We start from the raw sequence: 20,013 nt of genomic DNA, 5'->3' as shown, positions 1-20,013 counted from the left end.
GTCAGGCTCCCGTGGACGCGGCACGGCGCCCCTTGCTGATCGTGTAATGCAGGCTGGAAGGCTGCAGGATGGCGTCGAAGCTGACCGGTTCGTGCGCCGCATGCACCACCAGCAGCGCGCTGATGGCGAAATTGAGGCGGTTGATCGAGCCTTCCTCGATTTCCAGCGATGCGCGTACCTGGCGCAAGCGCGGCTCGTGGCGGGCGATGGCCTTTTCCAGGCACTGACAGATATAGGCGCGGTCGTCCGTGCTCGACAGGCTAAGCCCGGCGAAATCATTCAAGCCGTACGTGATGATCGACTTGCCGCACTCGGGAAAGGGTTTGAGCAGCGCCTCGGGCAGCACGGCGCGCGTGTTGAGCAGCGCTTCGAGGTCGCGCGCCACGGTGTCTTTCAAGTCCTCGAGCGAGAGGCGCGAGACGGTGCCGCTGGAGGCGCCGTGCACGGGCGTATCCATCAGGCGGTCGAACAGGCCCGGCGTAAAACCTTTCATGGGCTTCCCGTTTCATGGGTGGCGTGGACGCCGCTGCCGGCGGCCAGGAAAGCCAGCGGCGGCAGCGCGCCGCTGGCGTACGCGGTCAGATGCGGTCAGGCTGTCTTGTTGGCCGACAGGTCCCAGCCGCCGGAGGTGTTGCCGCCCGAACCGCCACCCACTTTTTGCTGCGTGTACTTCCACTTGACCTTCGAATACTTGAGTGCCAGGTCTTCGCCGAGAATGTCGCCCGCGGCCACCGATGGCGCCACGCTGCTGATCATCACATTCTCCAGTTCGATCTCGAAGTACTTGATGCGCTCGCCCTGGCCATCGGCGCGCAGGAACTCGAGCTTGGCTTTCGGGATGGTCTTACCAGAAGAGCAAGTTTGCAGCAGCAGGGGGCTGGCGAGATCGGCCATCTTGGCGATGACGATATCTTTGTGCTCGGTACGTTCGGCGGTATGGCCGCCGCCCGTCGAGGCGGTCGCCGATTTGGGTTGCAACACCTGCCACTGGACCGACTTGCATTCGATCCAATCTTTGTGGCTGTTATCCGTGGATTCGCCTTTGATGCCATCAATTTGCAAGTATACGTCGATTGCCATGTTATTCCTTTCAAGGGTGTGAAGAAAAATACATTACGATTTGGTCGACTGCGGAAGCTCCGCGACCAAACGGAGTGAAACGGACAATTCGTCGAGCTGGAAATGCGGACGCAAGAAGGACACGGCGCGGTACACGCCGGGCCGGCCCGGCACTTCCGCCACCTGCACCGAGGCTTCGCGCAGCGGAAACTGGGCCTTCTGTTCCTGGCTGGCGTTATCGTCGAGCAGCACGTACTGCGTCAGCCAGCGGTTGAGGAAATCTTCCACGTTGGAAGCGGCGGCAAAGCTGCCGATCTTGTCGCGCATCATGGCCTTCATGTAGTGGGCGATGCGCGATACGGCGAAGATGTATTGCAGCTGCGCCGACAGCACGGCGTTCGCGTTGGCGGCGTCGGTATTGTATTTTTTCGCCTTCTGCGCCGACTGGGCGCCGAAAAACGCGGCATAGTCCGTGTTCTTGCAGTGCACGAGGGAGATGAAGCCCAGGTCGCTCAATTCCTTTTCGCGGCGGTCCGTGATGGCGATCTCGGTCGGGCATTTCAGCGCCACCTCGCCCTCGTCCGTCTTGAAGGTATGCGTCGGCAAGTCTTCCACCAGGCCGCCCCCCTCCACGCCGCGGATCGCCGCGCACCAGCCGTAATCCTCGAAGGCGGCCGTCAGCTTGGTGCCGAACGCGTAGGCGGCGTTGCACCACAGGTATTTCTGGTGGTCGGTGCCGTCGACGTCCTCGACGAAATTGAAGCCGTCGACGGTGGCGCCATCGAGCGGATTGAACGGCAGCCGGCCCAGGAAGCGGGGCAAGGTCAGGCCCACGTAGCGCGAATCTTCCGATTCGCGCAAGGATTTCCACTTCGCATACTCGACCGTGTCGAAGACCTTGGCCAGGTCGCGCGGCTTGCCCAGGTCGCTGTAGCTTTCCAGCCCAAACAGTTCCGGCGAGGCGGACGAGATGAACGGCGCGTGCGCGGCGGCGGCCACGTGCGACATCTGCTCGATGAAATACATGTCTTCCGGCTGGCGGCTGAATTCGAAGTCGCCCAGCAAGGTGCCGAACGGCGCGCCGCCAAAGGTGCCGAATTCCTCTTCGTAGACCTTCTTGAACATGGTCGACTGGTCGAACTCCAGCGCGCTCTGGAAATCCTTGACCAGTTCGCGCTTGGTCGCGTTCATCATCTTGATTTTCAGATTCGTGCCGGTAGCCGTGTTCTTCACCAGGTAATGCAGGCCCGTCCAGCTGCTTTCCAGCTTCTGGAATTCGGGCGCGTGCATGATGGCGCTGAGCTGCGCGGAAATGAGCTGGTCCAGTTCGGCCACACGGGCATCGATGGTGGCGGCCAGGTTATTCGATACCACCACCGTGCCATCCATGACCTGGCTGACCAGTTCGGAAATCAGATCCTTGGCGCGGGCGTGTTCGACGCTGGACTTGGCCACCTTGCTCTGCTCGACGATCTGGTCGAGCAAGTCGATTTCGGCGGCGCCGGCAGCGCTCGATGCGGGGGTCAGTTGTGCGGACATATCAATCTTTCCTGACGTGGGAATGTTGTTCCAGCTGGGCCAGTTTTTCCGTGCTGTTGAGCACGTCATTCAGGATGTCTTCCAGTTTGTCGTTGCCGGCCAGCTTGTTGCGCAGGTCGGCCAGCTTGGTGCGCGCCTCGAGCAGCTTGCGCAGCGGCTCGACCTGCTCGACCACCGCTTCCGGGCGGAAATCGGCGATCGCGCGAAATTTCAGCTCGACACCGAACTGGCCGCCAGCGGCGCCCAGTTCATTCGGCACGCGGAAGGTGGCGCGCGGCTCGATGCCCTTCATCACTTCATCGAAATTGTCGCGGTCGATATCGACGAACTTGCGGTCCTTCAGGCGCTTCTGCTCGAGTTCGGAATTACCGCCGAAATCGCCCACCACGCCCACCACGAAGGGCAGCTCCTTGTTTTCGATGGCGTCGCCGATCTCGACGTCATAGGTCATCTGCACGCGTGGCGGGCGTACCTTTTGCAAGCGCTTCTGCACACTATCTTTTTTCGACATGACATCCCCTTCCCAAATATTGGCGGCATCGGCGATGCGCCTGTTGAACTGCGGCGTACCTGTGCCTGGCTGGCTACTTCAGGGCATTGAATGGATTGGCGCTGCCCTCATCGGCAGTGCGCTTGCTTGGCTGCTTGCGCGACGCGCGCACGGGCGGCTTGTCCGGCGGCGGCACCAGCACGGTTTCGCCCAGGCTCTCGCGCAGCAGCTTGGCCAAGTCCTGCGATTCCGCGCGCAGCGGACCGGACAGGTTGTTCTGGCGGCTCAGGTCGGCCAGCGCCCGCGTCGACAGGCGCAGTCCGCTGATGGCGATCACGCTGTTGGCCAGCTTGTCGGCAGGATCGCGCACCAGCACTTCCTGGGCATTGAGGATGGCTTCACCATACTGGCCCGCATCGTAGCGGCTTTGCGCCATGCGCACCCAGGGCTGCTTGTCGGCGGGCGCCGCGGCGGCCGCCTCCTGCCACAGCGCCAGCGCCGCCGCCTTGTTGCCCGTGTCCGCCGCCTGCGTGGCCTTGGCCATCAGTTCTTCCAGCGTCGGCGCCACGACGGGCGGCGGCTTGGCCACCGGCGCAGTACTGCAGGCGCTGAGGGTAAAAGCACAGGCGATAACTGCAAGCGTGCATAGCGAAACCGGGCGTGTCATGTTGAGCTTTCCTTCAAAAAAGAAGACGGTTCTGGCGATTGAAAAGTTGCTTTTTATAGTTGCTAATTGTTTATTTTTCGGAGCGTAGCATGATTTCAAAATTCACTGCGTTCGATAGAAAATACGCGAAAACTCACACTACTCACGCTAAAAACGTACCGTACGCACCATTCTTCAAGATAATGTTAAGGTTCTTGCAGTTGCGAAAAAAGCACCAAGTTGCGCGATGCGAAGCATGATTTTCAGTCGCTGCCGCGCGCCTCACTGTGTCTGGCATAGAGGGCAATTCATGAGCATGGCAAACAAATTGTTATGGGGCGAAGGGCTGTTCCTGCGGCCCCAGCATTTCCAGCAGCAAGACCAGTACCACGAACAGCGCCTGCACGAGAGCGTCAAGGCGCTGCACCCGTATGCGTGGGGCGTGAACCAGTTGCAGATCGACCGCGATGCGCTGGCCAACAACAGCTTGCGCCTGCTGGAACTGTCGCTGGTCTTCCAGGACGGCGAAATCTACAACGCCGCCGGAAGCGATGACCTGCCCGACGCACTCGACCTGGGCAACTTGCCGTCGTCGCTGCAATCGGTGACCTTCCACGCCGCCTTGCCGGCTTTCAAGCCATTCGGCGGCAACTTCGCCGCCAGCGGCCAGCCCAACAACGCGGCGCGCTACGCCCAGGCCAATCTCAGCACGCCGGACCTGTACACCCAGGCCGCGCAGGCCGAACTGACCTACCTGAAAAAAACCCTGCGCCTGGTCGCCGATGCCGAACCGCGCGATTCCTACGTCAGCTTCCCCCTGCTGCGCCTGCGCCGCCTGTCGACGGGCGGCTTCGAGCAGGATCCCGCCTTCGTGCCCCCCAGCCTGTCCATCCGCAGCGCGCCCCTGCTGTTCCTGCAGCTGCGCCGCCTGATCGACGCGCTGCAGGCCAAGGTCAACGCGCTGTATGGGCATCACCGCGAGCCGAGCAAGAGCGTGATCGAATTTCGCTCCGGCGACATGTCCTCGTTCTGGCTGCTGCACACGGCCAGCGCGGCCTACGCCTCGCTCAGCCATTACTTCCATCATCCGGCGCTGCATCCGGAGCGCCTGTACGAGCAGCTGCTGGCCCTGGCGGGCGGCTTGATGACCTTTTCACGCAGCCATGCGCTGGCCGACCTGCCGCCGTACCGGCATGCCGATCCCGGACCGTCGTTCGCCCAGCTGCACGCCATGATCCGCGAATTGCTCGACACCGTGATCTCGTCGAAATACTTCGCCATCGCGCTGACGGAAACCAAGCCGTCCTACCATCACGGCAAGCTGGACTCGGAAAAGATCGATGCCAAGACGGCGTTCTACCTGGGCGTGTCCGCCGACATGGCCGGCGTGGAACTGGTCGACGTGGTGCCGCTGCGCTTCAAGGTGGGCGCGCCCGACGACGTGGAAAAATTCGTCCTGTCCGCCCTGCCCGGGGTACGCCTGCAGCATGCGCCGCAGGTGCCGGCCGCCGTGCCGGTACGTCCCGACATGTTTTACTTCACCATCGAGGCCAAGGGCCAGATGTACGAACGCATGCTGCAGGCGCAGTCGCTGCTGGTGTATGTCCCTTCCGGCATGCGTGAACTGAAACTCGAACTTGTCGCCGTCACTTCCTGAGGTCCAACGATGCACTCCAGCGCCCCCCCTTCCCTGATGTCCGGCAGCCAGGCCGCCTATGCCGCCAGCATGGCTGCCGGCCCCGGCACCGAACACACCTTGATGGACTTGATGTACGACGGTTTTTACGCCCTGTTCATGCTGAAGAACGGCAGCGGACCGCAAGACAATGCCGATTTCATCAGCAAGATGACGCACTTCCTCGATGAGTTCAGCCGCGGCGCGAAAAAACAGGGCGCGTCGGCGGACGACATCGACGCCGCCAAATATGCGTTCTGTGCGGCCGTCGATGAAATCATCCTGCGTTCGCCCTACAGCATCCGCGACGAATGGGCGCGGCGGCCGTTGCAGCTGGTGCTGTTCGGCGACCAGCTGGCCGGCGAAAACTTCTTCATCCGTCTCGAAGCGCTGCGCGCGCGCGGCAGCGCGCACCTGCAGGCGCTCGAAGTCTTCCACATGTGCCTGCTGCTGGGTTTCCAGGGCCGCTACATCCTCGAAGGCCCGGAAAAACTCAATTACCTGACGGCGCGCCTGGGCGACGAAATCGCCCAGATGAAGGGCAAGAAAACCGGCTTCGCCCCGCATGCGGAGCGACCCGACCAGATCATCCACAAGCTGCGCAACAACGTGCCGCCATGGGTGCTGTGCTCGGTGTTCGCCCTGATCTGCGCACTGGGCTACCTGGGCCTGCGCACCATGCTGGCCAAACAGACGCAAACGCAGATCAATGCCTACAACGACATCGTCAAGCTGGCGCCGCGCGTGGCTAACCTGAGCATTACCCTGCCGTGATGGGCGACGCACAACACCCCCCCGCGGCAACGGGCCAGTTCGGCACGGGCCTGAGCCAGCACGCACGGCTCATCAGCCTGGCCACGGCCCAGCAGTCCGGGCAGCCGGAATCGCTGATGGCGGAACAGTTCGAGGGCCGCGAGGCCGTCAATGAACTGTTCCGCTTCGAGGTCGATGCCCTGAGCACCGCGGCCAGCCTGGACCTGGCCTCCTTCATCGGCGAGGAAATGACGCTGTGCCTGCTGCAGCCCGACGGCAGCCAGCGCGCCTGGCACGGCATCTGCACCGATTGCGCCTGGCTGGGCGCCGACGGCGGCGTGGCGCGCTACCGGCTGCGCCTCGAGCCGGCCCTGGCCCTGCTGCAGCTGCGCCGCGACAGTTACATTTTCCAGGACAAGAATGCGCGCGACATCGTCACCGAGCTGCTGGCCGACTACCCGCAGTTGCGCTTCGCATTCGACGTCAGCCAGACGCTGGCCACGCGCGCCATCTGCACCCAGTACCGCGAAAGCGACTTTGATTTCTTCGCGCGCCTGCTCGCTGCCGAAGGCCTGAGCTGGCGCTTCGAGCACGACCAGCCCGGCGGCGCACAGGACAGCGGCGATGGCCAGGCGCAGGCCAGGCACAAACTGGTGATCTTCGACAGCAAGGCCACCGCGCCGCAGACGCCGGGCGGCGCCGACATGCGCTTTCACGGCGTGCGCGCCACCGATACCGACGACGCCATCGACCGCTTCGGCGCGCGCCGCCAGGTGCAATCGAACGCCGTCAGCATCAGCAGCTGGGACCCGGCGCAGGTGACGGCGCCCGCCGCCGAGCAAGTCTCCAGCCTGGAGGCCGGGCAATTGCCGCAGCTGGCCGTGTATGACGGTGCCGGCGAGCGCCTGCACGCCGACCGCGCGGCGGCCGGGCCGCACAGCGAGCGCATGCTGCAAGCCCTGGAGCTGGACAACAAGCAGTTCGACGGCGCCGGCGCCGTGCGCCGCCTGGCCGCCGGCCACGCCATGCGCCTGCTGCAGCACGAGCAGCATGCCGATGGCGCCAACGCCTTCACCGTGCTGTGGGCCGAGCACCAGGCGCGCAACAATACGGGACCGGCCAGCGCCAGCCTGGGCGGCATGCTGTCGAAGCTGGCCAGGACGGCCGGCCTGGGCGGCGTGGCCGACTGGATCGCCGGCCAGATCGAGCCGGGCACCTACCGCAACCGCTTCGGCTGCGTGCGCACCAGCGTGGCCATCGTGCCGCGCGCCACCGCCGCGCGTGCGCCGGCCGTGGCGCTGGGTCCGCAGACGGCACTGGTGGTGGGCCTGGCCGACAGCGTGGCCACCACGGGCCGCGACCACCAGGTGCGCATCCAGTTTGCCTGGCAGCGCGGCAGCGCCGCCAATCCCGGCGGCCTGGCGCACAACACCGACCAGCAGGGCAACGCGCCCGGCAACGAGGCGTCCGGCGCCTGGGTGCGCGTGGCCGAAGCGCTGGCCGGCCCGAACTGGGGCTCGCAATTCACGCCGCGCCTCGGCACCGAAGTGCTGGTCGACTTCATCGAAGGCGACATGGACCGCCCGCTGGTCGTCGCCCAGCTCTACACGGGCAGCGACACGCCGCCGTATGCGGCCGGCGAGGATTCTGGCGTCAACCACGCGGGCGTCCTGTCGGGCATGCACAGCCACAATTTCGATGGCGCCGGCTACAACCAGTGGGTGCTGGACGATACCCAGGGCCAGCTGCGCACCCGGCTCGCGTCGAGCAGCGCCGCCACCGAGCTCAATCTGGGCTACCTGGTGCAGCAAGGCGCCAGTTCGGCGCAACGGGGCAACTACCGCGGCAGCGGCTTTGAGTTGCGCACCGATGCCTGGGCCATGTTGCGCGCCGGCGAAGGCGTACTGCTCTCGACCACGGCGCGCGCGCGCCAGGGCGCTGGCGTGGCGTCGAGCCAGCTCGACACCAGGGAGGCGCTGGCCCTGCTGCGCGGCGCCTGTGAACTGAGCAAGGCGGTGGCGACGTCGGCAAGCCAGCAAAAAGCCCTCGTCAGCAAGGATGCGAACCAGGCGCAGCTGGACATGGCGAAGCAGATCGACCCGCAGCAGGACGGCAAGTACCAGGCCAGTGTCGGCGGCCAGGAAGCCAGCAAGGCGGGCAGCGGCACGCGCGCGCCCGATACGGCGCAGCCCGTGGAACGCTACGCCCAGCCGCTCGTGCTGATGGAGTCGCCCAGCAGCATCAACTGGGCCACGCCCGCATCGACCGTGCTGTTCGCGGGCCAGCAGCTGCACTGGACGGCGCAGGCCGACCTGCACATGACGGCCGGCCAGACGGTCGCCTCGGTGGCGGCCAACGCGGCCACGCTGTTCAGCCAGGAAGGCGGCATCAAGGCCGTCGCGGGCAACGGCCCCGTCTCGCTCGAAGCGCATACCGACCAGCTGGAAATCCTCGCCGATCAAGCCGTCACGGTGATCTCCGTGAGCGACAGCATCGACATCAAGGCCAACCAGAAAATCGTCCTGCAGGCGGGACAATCCTCGATCACGCTCGAAGGCGGCGACATCACCTTCCGCTGCCCCGGCCATTTTACGGTCAAGGGCGGGCAGCATCTCTTCAATGGCGGCGCCAGCGCCGCGGCCGGCCTGCCGCCGTTGCCGGACAGCCGCTTGAAACTGTTCGACGAAGGCTTCGTGCTGAAAGACCGCGACACGGGCGAACTGATGGCGCGCCAGCCGTATCGCGTCAAGCGCGCCGACGGCAGCATCGAAACGGGCATGACGGACGCCAGGGGCCTGACCCACATCGTGGCCGCTGCCGCCGTCGAGGCGCTGGTGATCGAACTGCTCAAGTCGCCGGGCCAGTTGCCCGAGACGGAGAACGGCCCAGACCAGGCTCCTGCACCCAGCTCGGACACGCGCGCCAAGGCGCCCGCGCCCGGCACGACGGCCAAGGCGCCGCCCAACCCCGAACCGAAATTCAAGGCAACGGGCACGTCCAGCACCAGCCCTGTCGACAACAAGCAGCGCAAGGAAGTGCTGATCAAGCGCCCCGCCTGCTGGATCGCCGACTATGAAAAGGAGATTAGCGTCTCCAGCGTGCCGCGCTACAACAACACCTTCGGCGCCACCGGCGCGCCGCATAACTATTTCGACACCGTGCGCTACAAGATCTACGTGCCCGTCAAGTCGAATACCGGCATCATCGCCGAATTGCGCGTCAAGGTGATCACGGTGCTCGAGCCGGCCGACCAGGCGCTGGAAGACCGCGAGAAGGGAACCCCGCAGGCCGCCACGCGGGCCAAGCAGCGCGCCGCCGTCATCAAGTACGTCAAGGGCATCGCCACCACCGGGCTGGAAAGCCACTGGAACAATAAATTCCAGATGAAAATCAGCGATCCGGAATGCGGCACGCGCACCCTGCCCATCATCTACCGCGTCGTTTATGTGGAGAGCAACGAGCACTACGTCATGCAGATCCACAAACGCTACGACCGCGAAAGCGTGACGGGGACCATCATCGACGTGTCCGCCTCGACCGATGGCCAGACACACGCCCATGAATTCGGTCACTGCTATGGCCTGCCGGATGAATACTCGTATGTGGAAGGAGACGACGAGACCGTCAAATACAAGAAGCCGGACGGCAGCTGGGATGCGCCTGTGCCTTCGCTCTCGGACGATGAGGAACCGGAACCGGCCGCTGCCAACATCATGAACTCGGCCGGCTCCATCGTCATCCGTGACCGGCATGCCTGGCAGATCGCCATCGAAGTGCAGGACTTGCTACGGACGAAAATAGGACGGCAGATCAAATGCGATATCATCCTGAACGGCTCCTAATCGCACTGCTCGCAGTGTCCCTACAACTCCCAGGAAACGCCATGCCGAACGACATCCTCTCCATCAGCGCCCACTGCATCGATAATCCAGCCTGCATTTTCACGGGCAGCGACATGCGCATCGAGGTGGTCATCAAGAATATCGGCAATGGGGAAGTCGGCTATCCGCTCCAGTACATGCAAGCGCGGGGGCCCAATATGCGCCTGATCGACAACGCGAGCGAACAAAGCCAGGTATTGAAGACGGGCCTGGCCAATCACGCGCTCAAGCGCGCCTTCACCCCCATCGCGCCGGGTCAGTCGATTGCGCTGCAAAGCGTCATCAAGCACACCGAGCTGCGCATGTTCCGTACGGAATTCGTCGACGTGACGGTCGAAATCGGCGTCTCGGCCGGCATCCAGACGGCGGGCAGCGAGGAAGCGCTGCCGTTCAAGGGCGGCGCCAGCCTGAAGATCATCGGCAGGGATACCCTCGAACGCGAAGCGCAGCGGCGATAAGACCGCTAGCGCGCCTGCGCACCCGCATGCAGCTGGCGCCAGAACGGCGCGGCGGGCCAGCGTTGCTCCCATCCGTAGTACTGCTGGCGCTGCGCCAGGTAATCGGCGTAGCGCTGCGCCACCGTGTGCGCCACCGCGTCCAGGGTGGCGTGGCCGGCGATGGCGCCAGCGGCCGCCATGCCGTTGGCGAGCGCCTTGACGATGCCTTGCGAGGTGACGGGATCGTAGGCCGAGGCGGCGTCGCCGATGGCCAGCCAGCCGTCGCCATGCAGTTGCTCGAGGCAGTAGGACGGCGCGGGAAAACTCTGCACGCCGCCTGCCAGCAGCACGGCGCCGCGGGCCAGCGCTGCCGTATTGGGCGCGGCCGCCAGCCCTTCCAGCCAGTGCGCGGCATGCTGCAGGCGCCGCGCCTTGACGGTGGCCGCGTCGCTGTAGAACGCCAGTAGCAAGGTGGCGTCGGGCAGATGCGCGCCATACCACCAGCCATGTTCAACGGCTTCCAGGTGCGTCAGGCCGGAACGGGGGGCGTCGGGCGCGGCAAAGCGCATGGCCAGGCAGACCAGCGGCAGCGTTTCGACCTTGCGGCTGCCGCGCTGGCGCGCGAAGACGGCACGCGTGCCGCTGGCGTCGACCACCACATCGGCATGGATGCTGGCCGGTCGCGGGTGCGCAGGATCGCCCAGCACCAATTCCAGGGCAAAGCCGCCGCCTTGCGCCGGAGCCGACGCGGCCAGGCTGGCGCGCAGCAGCACCTCCGCCCCGCGCAAGCGCGCCTGGCGCGCCAGGAAGCCATTGAAACGGGAACGCTCCAGGTGCCAGCCATGGCCCAGCGGATGCAGCAGCGCGTCGTTGTAGCCGCGCTTGTCGCTACCCCACCAGGAACAGCTGCCATGGCAAGGCGCGTGCGCCTCGGCGAAAAAATCCTGCGCAATGCCCAGCGCCTGGAACAGACGGTTGGCTTCGGGCGGAATGCTCTCGCCGATACGAAATTGAGCGTAGTCGCCCGCCTCGACCACGAGCACGTCGTGCACGCCATGCTGCGCCAGCGCCAGCGCGCAGGCGCAGCCGGCCGGGCCGCCGCCGATGATGGCGACCCGGTAGCGCTGCTGCGATGGCCCTGCCGCGCCGGGACTGTCTGCAACCGCCGCCATCAGGGCTTCGGTTTCGGCTGCGGCTTCGGCCGGTACACCTTGTCGATGGCCGTGTTGCGCCAATACTCGACCAGGTTGCTTTCATCGCTGTCGAACAGGCTTTCGACTTCCAGGTAGTAATCCTTGCAGATGGCCTTTTCGCCCGCCTTGCGCGCAATCGCCGTGCTTTGCACGACCACGCCGATGCGGTGCCAGTTCAGCAGGAACTGCGCGCGGTCCTGGTAGCGGCCCACATGCATGGCGGGCCGGTCGATTTCCGCATTCTCCGGGGTGGCCGATGGCAGCCCATCTGCCCGCGTGCCCTTGCCGCGCACGGAATAGCGCGGCGTCGTCAATTCGCCGCCGTTGGCGACAACGTCGTCGTAGGTGTACACGGCCACGGGCCGCTGCGCCGGCCAGGAGGAATACAGCAAGGTATTGTAGCCATTGCCATTGAGCGCCGTGGCCGCATCGATCGCCTGCTGGTTATTGAGCACCGTGCCGCCGGGATTCGGATCGGGCAAATGCGTGGCGCACGAGTTGTAATCGGTATGCCACGGCAAGGCCATGAACTTCGACACGTCGCCGGGCTGCAGCTCGCCGCCGCGCAGCGGCATGTAGCCGGCGCCGAGGAAAGGCTGGTCCCTGACGGCGGCCGCGTAGTCGAGATGCTGGGCATTGAGGCGGAACGGGCCGCCGGCATCATGGCGCCGCCACGCCTGCCGGTACAGGCCGGGGTCGCGCACGATAAAACCCATCTCGATGCCGGGGCTGTAGCGGCCGCCCAGGCAGTTGAACAGGATCGTACGGTCGAGCGCTTCGCCCGCGCCCAGCAGGAAATCACCGCTGTCGGCCACATACTGGCCATGCGCCCACTGGTCCATGAAAAAATACTGGGCCCGGGTCAGGGTCAGCAGGCTGCTGCCCGCATCGCCCAGCGACAGCGGCATTTGCGGCTTCAGCGACGGCGCGCCCGTCTGGTCGGGATGGCGGATGAAATTCATGATCGGGTAGGTCAGGCCTTCCGCCTTCATCTTGCCCAGCAAGTCGTGCTCCTTGATCGCCCTGGCCGGCAAGCTGGTCGTCCAGCGCTGCAGCGACGCCGCGCGCAGGATGGGCTGGACATCGGTACGGAAATTGCTCCGGTAGCCCGCCTGGTAGCTGCCGTCCGCATGGACGGCGGGCCGCAGCGCCATCTTTTCCAGCCAGGTGCAATACAGGTCGTCCCACAGCGATACGACGTTCGCCGTTTGCGGCGCGTACGACGGGTCGCTCGAGATCACCCAGGCGCTGCCCTCGACGCTGCGCGCCGTGCCGTCGGCAAAAAGCAGCATGGCCGTGACGGGACCATCGGCCACGTCATCGAACCAGTTGTCGTTGTTGACATTGTCGTGCAGGACGGCGGCGGCCGAATAATTGCCTTGCGCGTCGAAGCCGCAGGCCTTGCCATAGCCGCCCAGCACCAGCAATCGTCCATTCTTTTCCGTCGTGATGGCGCCCAGCGACGCGATGATGGCGCCAGGGCCCTGCGCCGGCGCGCCAGGCTGCCCGCCGCGCGGGAACGACACGGGATAGTCGGGCAGGCTGCGCACGGCGCCGCTGGCCGCATCCGCGCACGACGGCGGCGTCGAGGTGTCGAACTGCTGCACGCCCTGGCGCGTAGCCTGCACGGTGCGCGGTCCGGGGTCGATGACCAGCAGCTTCAGGCGCAGCGGGTCGGCCGGCGTGCCGAAGTGCGGCGAGCCTGGCGTGCCGAAGGCCGGATTGCGCAGGGCTGGCGCGCGCTGGTTTTCAAACGGCGCCACGCCGTCCCCGCCCTCCCAGCTATTGGCTTTCTTGTTGGCCAGGTGCACGGTCCAGACGATGTCCTTGACGATCTTGCCATCGACCATGCTGCCGATGGCCACTTCGGCTGCCGCGCCCCGCCGGCCCAGCGGGTAGCTTTCCACGCCGTCCGCCGCGTCGAACGCATATTGGTAAATCCGGAAGCGGGCCGCCTGCCGCTTGAGCTTTCCGCCGGCGTCGCGCAACTCGGTGCTGGCGATGGTCGTGTCTTCCGTGCCGGGCCGGATCGGCAAGCCTCCCGTGCCATCCTGGCCATCGAGCGGCATGCCGGCCAGGCTTTCCGGGCCCAGATAGTATTCTTCGCTGTTGCCGACGCGGGCGATGCCGATGGCCGGGTGAATTCTCAAACCTGTGTATGCCATGCTGAACTCCTGATCATCAAGGGTGTCTGTGCCGGTTGGCCTGAGAGTCACGGCTGCATGCCGTCCCTCACCCACTGGTCGAAGATATCGATGCCTTCCTGCGGCATCGGCCCGTCGGGCGGCATCGGGTGCGGCGCGGACATGACATACTCGCCTTCCCGCCCTCCCGGTGCGCGCAGGCGGTGCCCGGCATCCACCCGCCATTTTGCGTTGCGGCTGTCATAGTCGTAACCGTGGATGGCCACCTGGATTTGCCAGGCAAACGCCTTCACGCTCGCATAGTCATTCAGGTACAGCCGCTGCACGCCCGTCGACTCGGGGTTCGACAGCTTGATCTTGTTCATGTCGGCCACGTAGCGGGAAAACAGGCCCTGCACGTCGCGCTTGAAGCTGGTCCGTTCGCTCATGGCTTGCTCTCCTCATACGTGGGTTCGGCAGGTTTGCGGCGGTCGACGACCTGGATCACGGGCGTGGAAAAATCGCCTTGCCGTATCAGGCCGCGGCCCTTGTCATTTGTGGTGATGGCCGCCGTGATGCGCCAGGCCTGCCTGCGCTTCTTGGGAACCAGGCTGTCGACGATGCCGGTGATATCCGTTTCGATGACATATTTATCATGCTGGTGGGCGCCGGACAAGGCCCAGTGGCTGGTGCTGGTGACCAGGTAGCGGTCGCGGAACGCCTTGTCGCCGATGCGCGCAGTCACCTTGGCGGGATACAGGTAGATATCGGCCTGAAAACTGTAGTCCTCGTCCGCATGCGCGCGGTCCAGCACCATGTTCGCCCGCTTGTCGCCGGCCACCCGCCGCGCCGGGATCGTGTAGGCGCTGGTGACGGTGAGGTCGGGCCTGGCGACCGCACCATCGGCCGCATCGTCGCTGAGCAGGGCGGCGAACAGGCTTTTCTGGTTGTCGCCGAATACAAACCCCGCCTGCTGGTGCCGGTCGATCAAGGCCTGGATATCCTTCTTGCGGGCAAATTCGCCGCCATAGCGCGGCTGGAAGCCATAGCCTTGCCGGAGGGTGTCGAAGTACAGCACCGCCTGGCCCATGTTGGCCGTGTAGTCGCCCGAATCGCTGCGCTGGGCATCGCCGCTGCCGGCGCTCCAGCCGATGGGCCGTGGCAAGCTGGCGTCCTGTTCGCTGCGCATGAACGCCGTGCGCCCGCTGCCGCGTATGCCGGCGTCACCATGCTCGTCCAGCCACTTCTCGAAACTGTAATCGAGGAAATTATGGAATGCATAGAACAGCGGATCGAGGCCGGCCGTGACGTTGTCGCCCATATTGCCGCCCATGTAGGTGGCGTGCATGTGATTGTGGATCTTCGTCTCCAGATTGCCGCCGCCCAGGCTGCCGTATTCGTCGCCGCCAAAATCGGCCCAATCCATGTAGTAGATCTGGTAGGCCAGCAAGTTGGGGGAAGCCGTGGCCAGCGAGCTGTCGAGCCCCTCCCTCTTGCGCGTCGCATCGTACAGCGGCGAATCGACATCCTCGAAGGCTTTCGGATAGCGCACGCCGGAAGGCTTGCGGGTGAAGTTCCAGTACGGCAACGCAACGTTGCGCGTGCTGGGGCCCCGTTCGCCGTTCGGGTCGGCCGCCTGCAGGGCTTGCTCGTAAAAGTACAGCTGCGCCCGGTGCCATTGCAAAAAAGTGTTCTTCTGGTGCTCGCACTCGCCCGGGAATTCCTCGTGGGCATTGTCCTCGGTCGCCACCTTGTCGATGAAATAAGCAATGTCGCAGCTGTTGCGCGTCGGATCGCCCAGCAACTGCTTCAGCCTGTCGCCGGGCAAGGCCGCCTGGCGGTCATTGAAGACGTCGACGGAGGTGCAGTTATGCACCCAGGCTTGCCACAGGAAGCCGCGCCGGTCATACACGTTTTCCTGGCTCTTGCGTTTCATCTCGCTCACCGCATGCTTGAAGGCGTCAAGCTCGGCCGGGGTCAGTTCATCGATATTCTTGCGGTAGCGCACGACGCGCGCGCCACCCGGCTCCGCCTGGGCCTGCAATTCCGGGCGACACGATACGGTAACCTGCGCCTGTACCGCGGTGCAGACACCCGCGCACAGCAAGCCGGCCAGGAGGGGAAGGATGGAAGTTTTCATGCGTAACATGGGCAGTTGCTCCAAAGACAGGTTGGGAAAGGCGGAAGCGCGCCGGACGCGCTGCCGCCAGGAACGGTCAGTGTCCGTGTCCGCCCGCGTCGCCGCCGCCCTTGCCATCCGGCAGTACCACCTTGACGTTTTGCATCATGCCCTGGTCTTCATGTTCGAGGATGTGGCAATGCAGCACGTATTCGCCGATGTAGCGCTGGTAACGCGTGGCGATCTCGATCTTGTGCTTTTCGATCACCAGCAAGGTGTCTTTCCACGTGCCGATCAGGTCCTTGTATTGCGCATCGACCGCGCCGCCGTCGGTACGGGTAATGCCGATGATCTGGAAGGGGTTGACGTGGATATGGAAGGGGTGGCTGCCATTCTTCGAAGCGAGCTCCCAGATCTGCTCGGTGCCCAGCACCAGCGTGTGGTCGACGCGGTGCGGGTCATAGACATACTTCAGCTCGGGTATCGGCGAGTCTTCCGGCTTGCCTTCCACCATGAAGCGGGCCTTGCCGCCCAACTTGGCGATATTGAAGGTCACATACTCCTTCTTCTTGCCGCGCATCGCGTCCTTTGCCGCCGCGCTGAAGCCCGCATGCGGGACGAACTTGCCGAGCTTGAGACCATTCTCCAGGTCGCCAAGGATCGTGCTCTTGACGCTATCGGGCAACTGGGCGCCGGGCAGGCTCTGGACGGCATTGCGCAACTCGGCCAGCAGGAAATCGCGCGGCGATTCGCCCGACCTGACGCGTGCGGATGCCTTGGCGTTGGTCCTGGCGGCGATCACGCCGATCAGGCGCGTGTTGTTGACGTCATGCATCGTCGTCATGTTGTTGACGTTGGTTTCCGCATATACGCAATAGGCGCCGGCTTTCGGTAGCGAGAACAGGATATCGCTGCGGTAGCCCGGCTGCAGGTAGTTCAAGGTCTTGGGGATGATCCTGTCGTGCGTCAAGCCGTCGCTGGCCACCTCGAACTGCGTGACGTCCTCGCCATCGCATAGCTCCATCACGTCCTTGTCCTGGTTGGCCACGCTGAGCGCCTTGAACAGCTTTTGCGGATCGTTCGCGCGGCGGATGCGCAGCACCACGGTTGCCTGGAAACCCGTGTCGATCATGCGCCAGCGGTACAGGCGCTGCGTCTTCATCTTCAGCACCGGCTGCACCTTGCCGTTGACGGAGGTATAGCGGCCCGACTTCAGCCAGGCATTCGGATCGTTGACCTGACCGAAATCCTCCAGCACGCCTACCCCGTCCGTGGCGCACGGCGTCGTCGGCGTCAGGCTGTTGCTGGGGCAGTCATAGGGAATTTGCTGCAGCAGCATCACCTCGCCAGCGCTGCCGCTGCCATCGTCGGGCTGGAATGGCTTCAGTATCACATCGAGGTCGCCATTCGCCGTGGCGCTCGGATAACGGTCGCCTTCGACCACCAGCGCACCGGCCATGCCGCTGGCGACCTGCATCGCCGTCGCGCCATGCTGGTGCGGGTGATACCAGAACGTGCCGGCCGGATGGTCGATGGGAATATTGTATTCGTACTCGAAATCCACGCCAGGCTTGATCGATATCAACACGTTGTCGCTATTGCCCGAGGGCGAGACCCACAGACCATGCGAGTGCAGATTGGTATCGTTGAAGCAGCCAATGGGACGCGCTGCATTGATATCGCTCGTCGCGCACTGCTCGTCCGGCAGCGCCGGCAACTGGTTATGCAGCTTGAAGCGCACGGTTTGCCCCGGCGCCATCACCACGGTGGGCGCCATGAAGGTGGCCGCATTCTCGTCGCGTCCATCGAGCGCCAGGCCGTCCGTCTGCTGGTAGGAGCGCAGGCGCACCTTGTCATGCTTGGCCGTGGTCGGGTTATAGATGCTGCCGTTGGCGTAGCGGATGTACAGGTCGTACGCTTTCTCGTACTCGTCGCGCTTGCTCGCCGCGCGGTTGGCGGGTCTGGCGCGCGCCTTCAGCTTCGGCGGCTCCTGCAGCAGGCGCAGCTCGAGTTTGGGCACGGACTGCAGGTTCAGGTCGACATTCAGATTGACCGTGCTTTCCGCGGCGAAGGCGGCACTGCAAGCGAACGGCATGGCGGCCAGGCACAGCGACACGTACCTGCGGGGAAGGCGGTGGGACATGACAACTCCTCGATTGGACTGGACAATGGAAGCATGGCTGGGCATGCGTATTTTTATTAATAACATTGCCATTATCCATAATGACAAAGAGTCAATACTCACACTAAGTCACTTGTTGTATTTATTGCTGAGGGAATGGCGCCGACGGGGGAGCTGGCTGCTGCAGCCTGAGATGGGGGGAAGGCGTTGGCCGCTGCGCGGCCAACGTGCCGCGCGCAGCGCGGTGATTGGGCGATTCGGAGAGGGCTGGGCCGGCACGGCCCAGCCCTTCGAATTCCACCGTTCCGTCCAGACAAATAAAAAAGCCTCCCGCAGGGGAGGCTTTTTTATTTGATTCTGGCGGAGACGGTGGGATTCGAACCCACGATACAGGTATAAGCCGTATGCATCCTTAGCAGGGATGTGCCTTCGGCCACTCGGCCACGTCTCCTAGCTGATTACTCAACTATGTCTCTGTAGCTAACTGCGCTGCAGCGACGAACGTCATAATATCGATTGCCCCCCCTTTGGTCAAGGGCGTGGGGCAATATTTTTGGATATTTAAGCTTTTTCCAGCTCGAACGCTTTATGCAGCGCGCGCACGGCCAGTTCCATGTACTTTTCATCGATCAGCACGGAGATCTTGATCTCGGAAGTGGAGATCATCATGATGTTGATGCCCTCTTCCGACAAGGTCCGGAACATTTGCGATGCGACGCCGACATGGCTGCGCATGCCCACGCCGACGACGGACAGTTTCGACACTTTCGCGTCGCCCGTGATGCTGGCCGCGCCCAGCGATTCGCGGTTCGCTTCCAGCACGGCCAACGCGCGCGTGTATTCGCCGCGCGAGACGGTGAAGGTGAAGTCCGTTTTACCGTCTACCGACTGATTCTGTATGATCATGTCGACTTCGATGTTCGCGTCCGCCACCGGTCCCAGGATGTGGTACGCCACGCCTGGACGGTCGGGCACGCCGAGCACGGTGATTTTGGCTTCATCGCGGTTGAAGGCGATGCCGGAGATGACTGCTTGTTCCATGTTTGTATCTTCCTCAAACGAAATCAGGGTGCCTGAATTGGCTTCTATTTCCAGCGGCAACATCGGGTCGGTCAACGACGACAGCACGCGCGTGGGAACGCGGTAGTTGCCGGCAAATTCCACCGAGCGCGTCTGCAGCACTTTGGAACCCAGCGAAGCCAGTTCCAACATTTCTTCAAAGGTGATGGTCTTCAGGCGGCGCGCCTCGGAGACCACGCGCGGGTCGGTCGTGTAGACGCCGTCGACGTCCGTGAAGATCAGGCATTCGGCCGCCTTCATGGCGGCGGCGATCGCCACGGCCGAGGTGTCCGAACCGCCGCGGCCCAGGGTCGCGATGTTGTCGTGTTCGTCGACGCCCTGGAAACCGGTAATGATGACAATCTTGCCTGCATCGAGGTCGCGTTTGACTTTTTCGTCATCGATCGACTGGATGCGTGCCTTGGTAAAGGCGGAATCGGTCTTGATCGCGACTTGCCAGCCAGCATAGGATACGGCTTGTTTGCCGATCGCCAGCAATGCCATCGACAATAGGCCGACGGACACTTGTTCGCCTGTCGAGGCGATCATGTCAAGTTCACGGGGATCGGGTTGATCCATGATTTCCTTGGCCAGTCCAATCAGGCGGTTGGTTTCGCCCGACATGGCGGATGGCACCACCACGATTTGATGCCCGGCGTCGTGCCACTTGGCAACGCGCTTGGCGACATTCTTGATACGGTCAGTCGAGCCCATCGACGTACCGCCATATTTGTGGACGATTAAAGCCATAAGAGTGAAGTTTCCGCTCAAGAAGAATAAAAAAGGAGGGCTTTACTCTACATGCCGCAATGCAAAATAACAAGCTAAAAAGCGCATTAGCTCATACCGATTGCGTATATGGAAATAACCAATCCATGCAGTCCAGCTGGCTTAAGCAGCCGCTTGGCAGCCACCCC

At 63.8% G+C, this 20,013-nt stretch carries 16 protein-coding genes and 1 tRNA gene; 5 read left to right on the top strand and 12 right to left on the bottom strand.

What is annotated here, in order from left to right; translation table 11 throughout:
• Nucleotide 1: 1 nt before the first annotated feature.
• The 5 genes from tssE to OX459_RS22925 all read right to left on the bottom strand — a co-directional run bounded on the left by tssE (nt 2) and on the right by OX459_RS22925 (nt 3,755).
• Nucleotides 2-493 carry a type VI secretion system baseplate subunit TssE gene (tssE, locus tag OX459_RS22945; protein WP_035817453.1) on the bottom strand — a complete coding sequence of 164 codons (492 nt, stop codon included), beginning with the start codon at nt 491-493 and terminating at the stop codon, nt 2-4.
• A gap of 95 nt (nt 494-588) precedes the next feature.
• Nucleotides 589-1,080 (bottom strand): type VI secretion system tube protein Hcp, encoded by a 492-nt coding sequence (locus OX459_RS22940; RefSeq protein WP_035817450.1) that lies wholly within the window; start codon nt 1,078-1,080, stop codon nt 589-591.
• Nucleotides 1,081-1,113: 33 nt separating this feature from the next.
• Nucleotides 1,114-2,598, bottom strand: a complete 1,485-nt coding sequence (gene tssC / locus OX459_RS22935; protein ID WP_289906663.1) for a type VI secretion system contractile sheath large subunit — start codon at nt 2,596-2,598, stop codon at nt 1,114-1,116.
• A gap of 1 nt (nt 2,599) precedes the next feature.
• The gene (gene tssB / locus OX459_RS22930) at nt 2,600-3,109 is read right to left on the bottom strand and encodes a type VI secretion system contractile sheath small subunit (protein ID WP_077402277.1); all 510 of its coding nucleotides are present in this window, start codon (nt 3,107-3,109) and stop codon (nt 2,600-2,602) included.
• 73 nt (nt 3,110-3,182) lie between these two features.
• Nucleotides 3,183-3,755 (bottom strand): hypothetical protein, encoded by a 573-nt coding sequence (locus OX459_RS22925; protein WP_289906662.1) that lies wholly within the window; start codon nt 3,753-3,755, stop codon nt 3,183-3,185.
• 289 nt (nt 3,756-4,044) lie between these two features.
• Between OX459_RS22925 and tssK the strand changes: the two genes are divergently transcribed.
• Genes tssK through OX459_RS22905 form a run of 4 tightly spaced genes read left to right on the top strand, consistent with a single transcriptional unit; the run spans nt 4,045 to nt 10,501 of the window.
• A complete protein-coding gene (gene tssK / locus OX459_RS22920; RefSeq protein ID WP_099664665.1) occupies nt 4,045-5,391 on the top strand; it encodes a type VI secretion system baseplate subunit TssK in 1,347 nt (448 codons plus the stop codon).
• Nucleotides 5,392-5,400: 9 nt separating this feature from the next.
• On the top strand, nt 5,401-6,183 hold the full coding sequence (gene icmH, locus OX459_RS22915; protein ID WP_289906661.1) for a type IVB secretion system protein IcmH/DotU: 783 nt from the start codon (nt 5,401-5,403) through the stop codon (nt 6,181-6,183).
• Nucleotides 6,183-10,004, top strand: a complete 3,822-nt coding sequence (tssI, locus tag OX459_RS22910; protein ID WP_289906660.1) for a type VI secretion system tip protein TssI/VgrG — start codon at nt 6,183-6,185, stop codon at nt 10,002-10,004. Before icmH ends, tssI begins: the two co-directional genes overlap by 1 nt.
• A gap of 41 nt (nt 10,005-10,045) precedes the next feature.
• The gene (locus tag OX459_RS22905) at nt 10,046-10,501 is read left to right on the top strand and encodes a hypothetical protein (RefSeq protein ID WP_289906659.1); all 456 of its coding nucleotides are present in this window, start codon (nt 10,046-10,048) and stop codon (nt 10,499-10,501) included.
• A 5-nt stretch (nt 10,502-10,506) separates the two neighbouring features.
• Here the strand turns inward: OX459_RS22905 and OX459_RS22900 are convergent, their stop codons facing one another.
• The 5 genes from OX459_RS22900 to OX459_RS22880 all read right to left on the bottom strand — a co-directional run bounded on the left by OX459_RS22900 (nt 10,507) and on the right by OX459_RS22880 (nt 18,058).
• Nucleotides 10,507-11,652, bottom strand: a complete 1,146-nt coding sequence (locus OX459_RS22900; RefSeq protein ID WP_289906658.1) for an FAD-dependent oxidoreductase — start codon at nt 11,650-11,652, stop codon at nt 10,507-10,509.
• Complete coding sequence (locus OX459_RS22895; RefSeq protein WP_289906657.1) at nt 11,652-13,838, bottom strand: LodA/GoxA family CTQ-dependent oxidase; 2,187 nt, start codon at nt 13,836-13,838, stop codon at nt 11,652-11,654. The genes OX459_RS22900 and OX459_RS22895 overlap by 1 nt, the downstream gene beginning before the upstream one ends.
• Before the next feature lie 47 nt (nt 13,839-13,885).
• Nucleotides 13,886-14,245 (bottom strand): hypothetical protein, encoded by a 360-nt coding sequence (locus tag OX459_RS22890; protein WP_289906656.1) that lies wholly within the window; start codon nt 14,243-14,245, stop codon nt 13,886-13,888.
• Nucleotides 14,242-15,945 carry a tyrosinase family protein gene (locus OX459_RS22885; protein WP_289906655.1) on the bottom strand — a complete coding sequence of 568 codons (1,704 nt, stop codon included), beginning with the start codon at nt 15,943-15,945 and terminating at the stop codon, nt 14,242-14,244. Before OX459_RS22885 ends, OX459_RS22890 begins: the two co-directional genes overlap by 4 nt.
• Nucleotides 15,946-16,012: 67 nt before the next feature.
• Nucleotides 16,013-18,058: a multicopper oxidase family protein gene (locus tag OX459_RS22880; protein WP_289906654.1), complete on the bottom strand. Its 2,046-nt coding sequence runs from the start codon at nt 18,056-18,058 to the stop codon at nt 16,013-16,015.
• Between OX459_RS22880 and OX459_RS22875 the strand changes: the two genes are divergently transcribed.
• A complete protein-coding gene (locus OX459_RS22875; RefSeq protein WP_289906653.1) occupies nt 18,057-18,392 on the top strand; it encodes a hypothetical protein in 336 nt (111 codons plus the stop codon). The genes OX459_RS22880 and OX459_RS22875 overlap by 2 nt on opposite strands.
• A 3-nt stretch (nt 18,393-18,395) precedes the next feature.
• Here OX459_RS22875 and OX459_RS22870 read toward each other — a convergent pair.
• Both OX459_RS22870 and OX459_RS22865 read right to left on the bottom strand, forming a co-directional pair.
• Nucleotides 18,396-18,488, bottom strand: a tRNA-Ser gene (locus tag OX459_RS22870).
• A 110-nt stretch (nt 18,489-18,598) separates the two neighbouring features.
• Nucleotides 18,599-19,846, bottom strand: a complete 1,248-nt coding sequence (locus OX459_RS22865; RefSeq protein WP_035817435.1) for an aspartate kinase — start codon at nt 19,844-19,846, stop codon at nt 18,599-18,601.
• Nucleotides 19,847-20,013: the final 167 nt, after the last annotated feature.

The organism is Janthinobacterium sp. SUN026, assembly GCF_030397625.1.
GTDB classification, from domain to species: Bacteria; Pseudomonadota; Gammaproteobacteria; order Burkholderiales; family Burkholderiaceae_D; genus Janthinobacterium; species Janthinobacterium kumbetense.
The sequence above is the reverse complement of the archived record's forward strand: the minus strand, read 5'-3'. Positions and strand labels throughout refer to the sequence as shown.

Excerpts from the sequence above, each read along its gene's own strand:
- tssE (WP_035817453.1), bottom strand. The coding sequence starts at position 493 with ATGAAAGGTTTTACGCCGGGCCTGTTCGACCGCCTGATGGATACGCCC.
- OX459_RS22940 (WP_035817450.1), bottom strand. The coding sequence starts at position 1,080 with ATGGCAATCGACGTATACTTGCAAATTGATGGCATCAAAGGCGAATCC.
- tssC (WP_289906663.1), bottom strand. The coding sequence starts at position 2,598 with ATGTCCGCACAACTGACCCCCGCATCGAGCGCTGCCGGCGCCGCCGAA.
- tssB (WP_077402277.1), bottom strand. The coding sequence starts at position 3,109 with ATGTCGAAAAAAGATAGTGTGCAGAAGCGCTTGCAAAAGGTACGCCCG.
- OX459_RS22925 (WP_289906662.1), bottom strand. The coding sequence starts at position 3,755 with ATGACACGCCCGGTTTCGCTATGCACGCTTGCAGTTATCGCCTGTGCT.
- tssK (WP_099664665.1), top strand. The coding sequence starts at position 4,045 with ATGAGCATGGCAAACAAATTGTTATGGGGCGAAGGGCTGTTCCTGCGG.
- icmH (WP_289906661.1), top strand. The coding sequence starts at position 5,401 with ATGCACTCCAGCGCCCCCCCTTCCCTGATGTCCGGCAGCCAGGCCGCC.
- tssI (WP_289906660.1), top strand. The coding sequence starts at position 6,183 with ATGGGCGACGCACAACACCCCCCCGCGGCAACGGGCCAGTTCGGCACG.
- OX459_RS22905 (WP_289906659.1), top strand. The coding sequence starts at position 10,046 with ATGCCGAACGACATCCTCTCCATCAGCGCCCACTGCATCGATAATCCA.
- OX459_RS22900 (WP_289906658.1), bottom strand. The coding sequence starts at position 11,652 with ATGGCGGCGGTTGCAGACAGTCCCGGCGCGGCAGGGCCATCGCAGCAG.
- OX459_RS22895 (WP_289906657.1), bottom strand. The coding sequence starts at position 13,838 with ATGGCATACACAGGTTTGAGAATTCACCCGGCCATCGGCATCGCCCGC.
- OX459_RS22890 (WP_289906656.1), bottom strand. The coding sequence starts at position 14,245 with ATGAGCGAACGGACCAGCTTCAAGCGCGACGTGCAGGGCCTGTTTTCC.
- OX459_RS22885 (WP_289906655.1), bottom strand. The coding sequence starts at position 15,945 with ATGTTACGCATGAAAACTTCCATCCTTCCCCTCCTGGCCGGCTTGCTG.
- OX459_RS22875 (WP_289906653.1), top strand. The coding sequence starts at position 18,057 with ATGACAACTCCTCGATTGGACTGGACAATGGAAGCATGGCTGGGCATG.
- OX459_RS22880 (WP_289906654.1), bottom strand. The coding sequence starts at position 18,058 with ATGTCCCACCGCCTTCCCCGCAGGTACGTGTCGCTGTGCCTGGCCGCC.
- OX459_RS22865 (WP_035817435.1), bottom strand. The coding sequence starts at position 19,846 with ATGGCTTTAATCGTCCACAAATATGGCGGTACGTCGATGGGCTCGACT.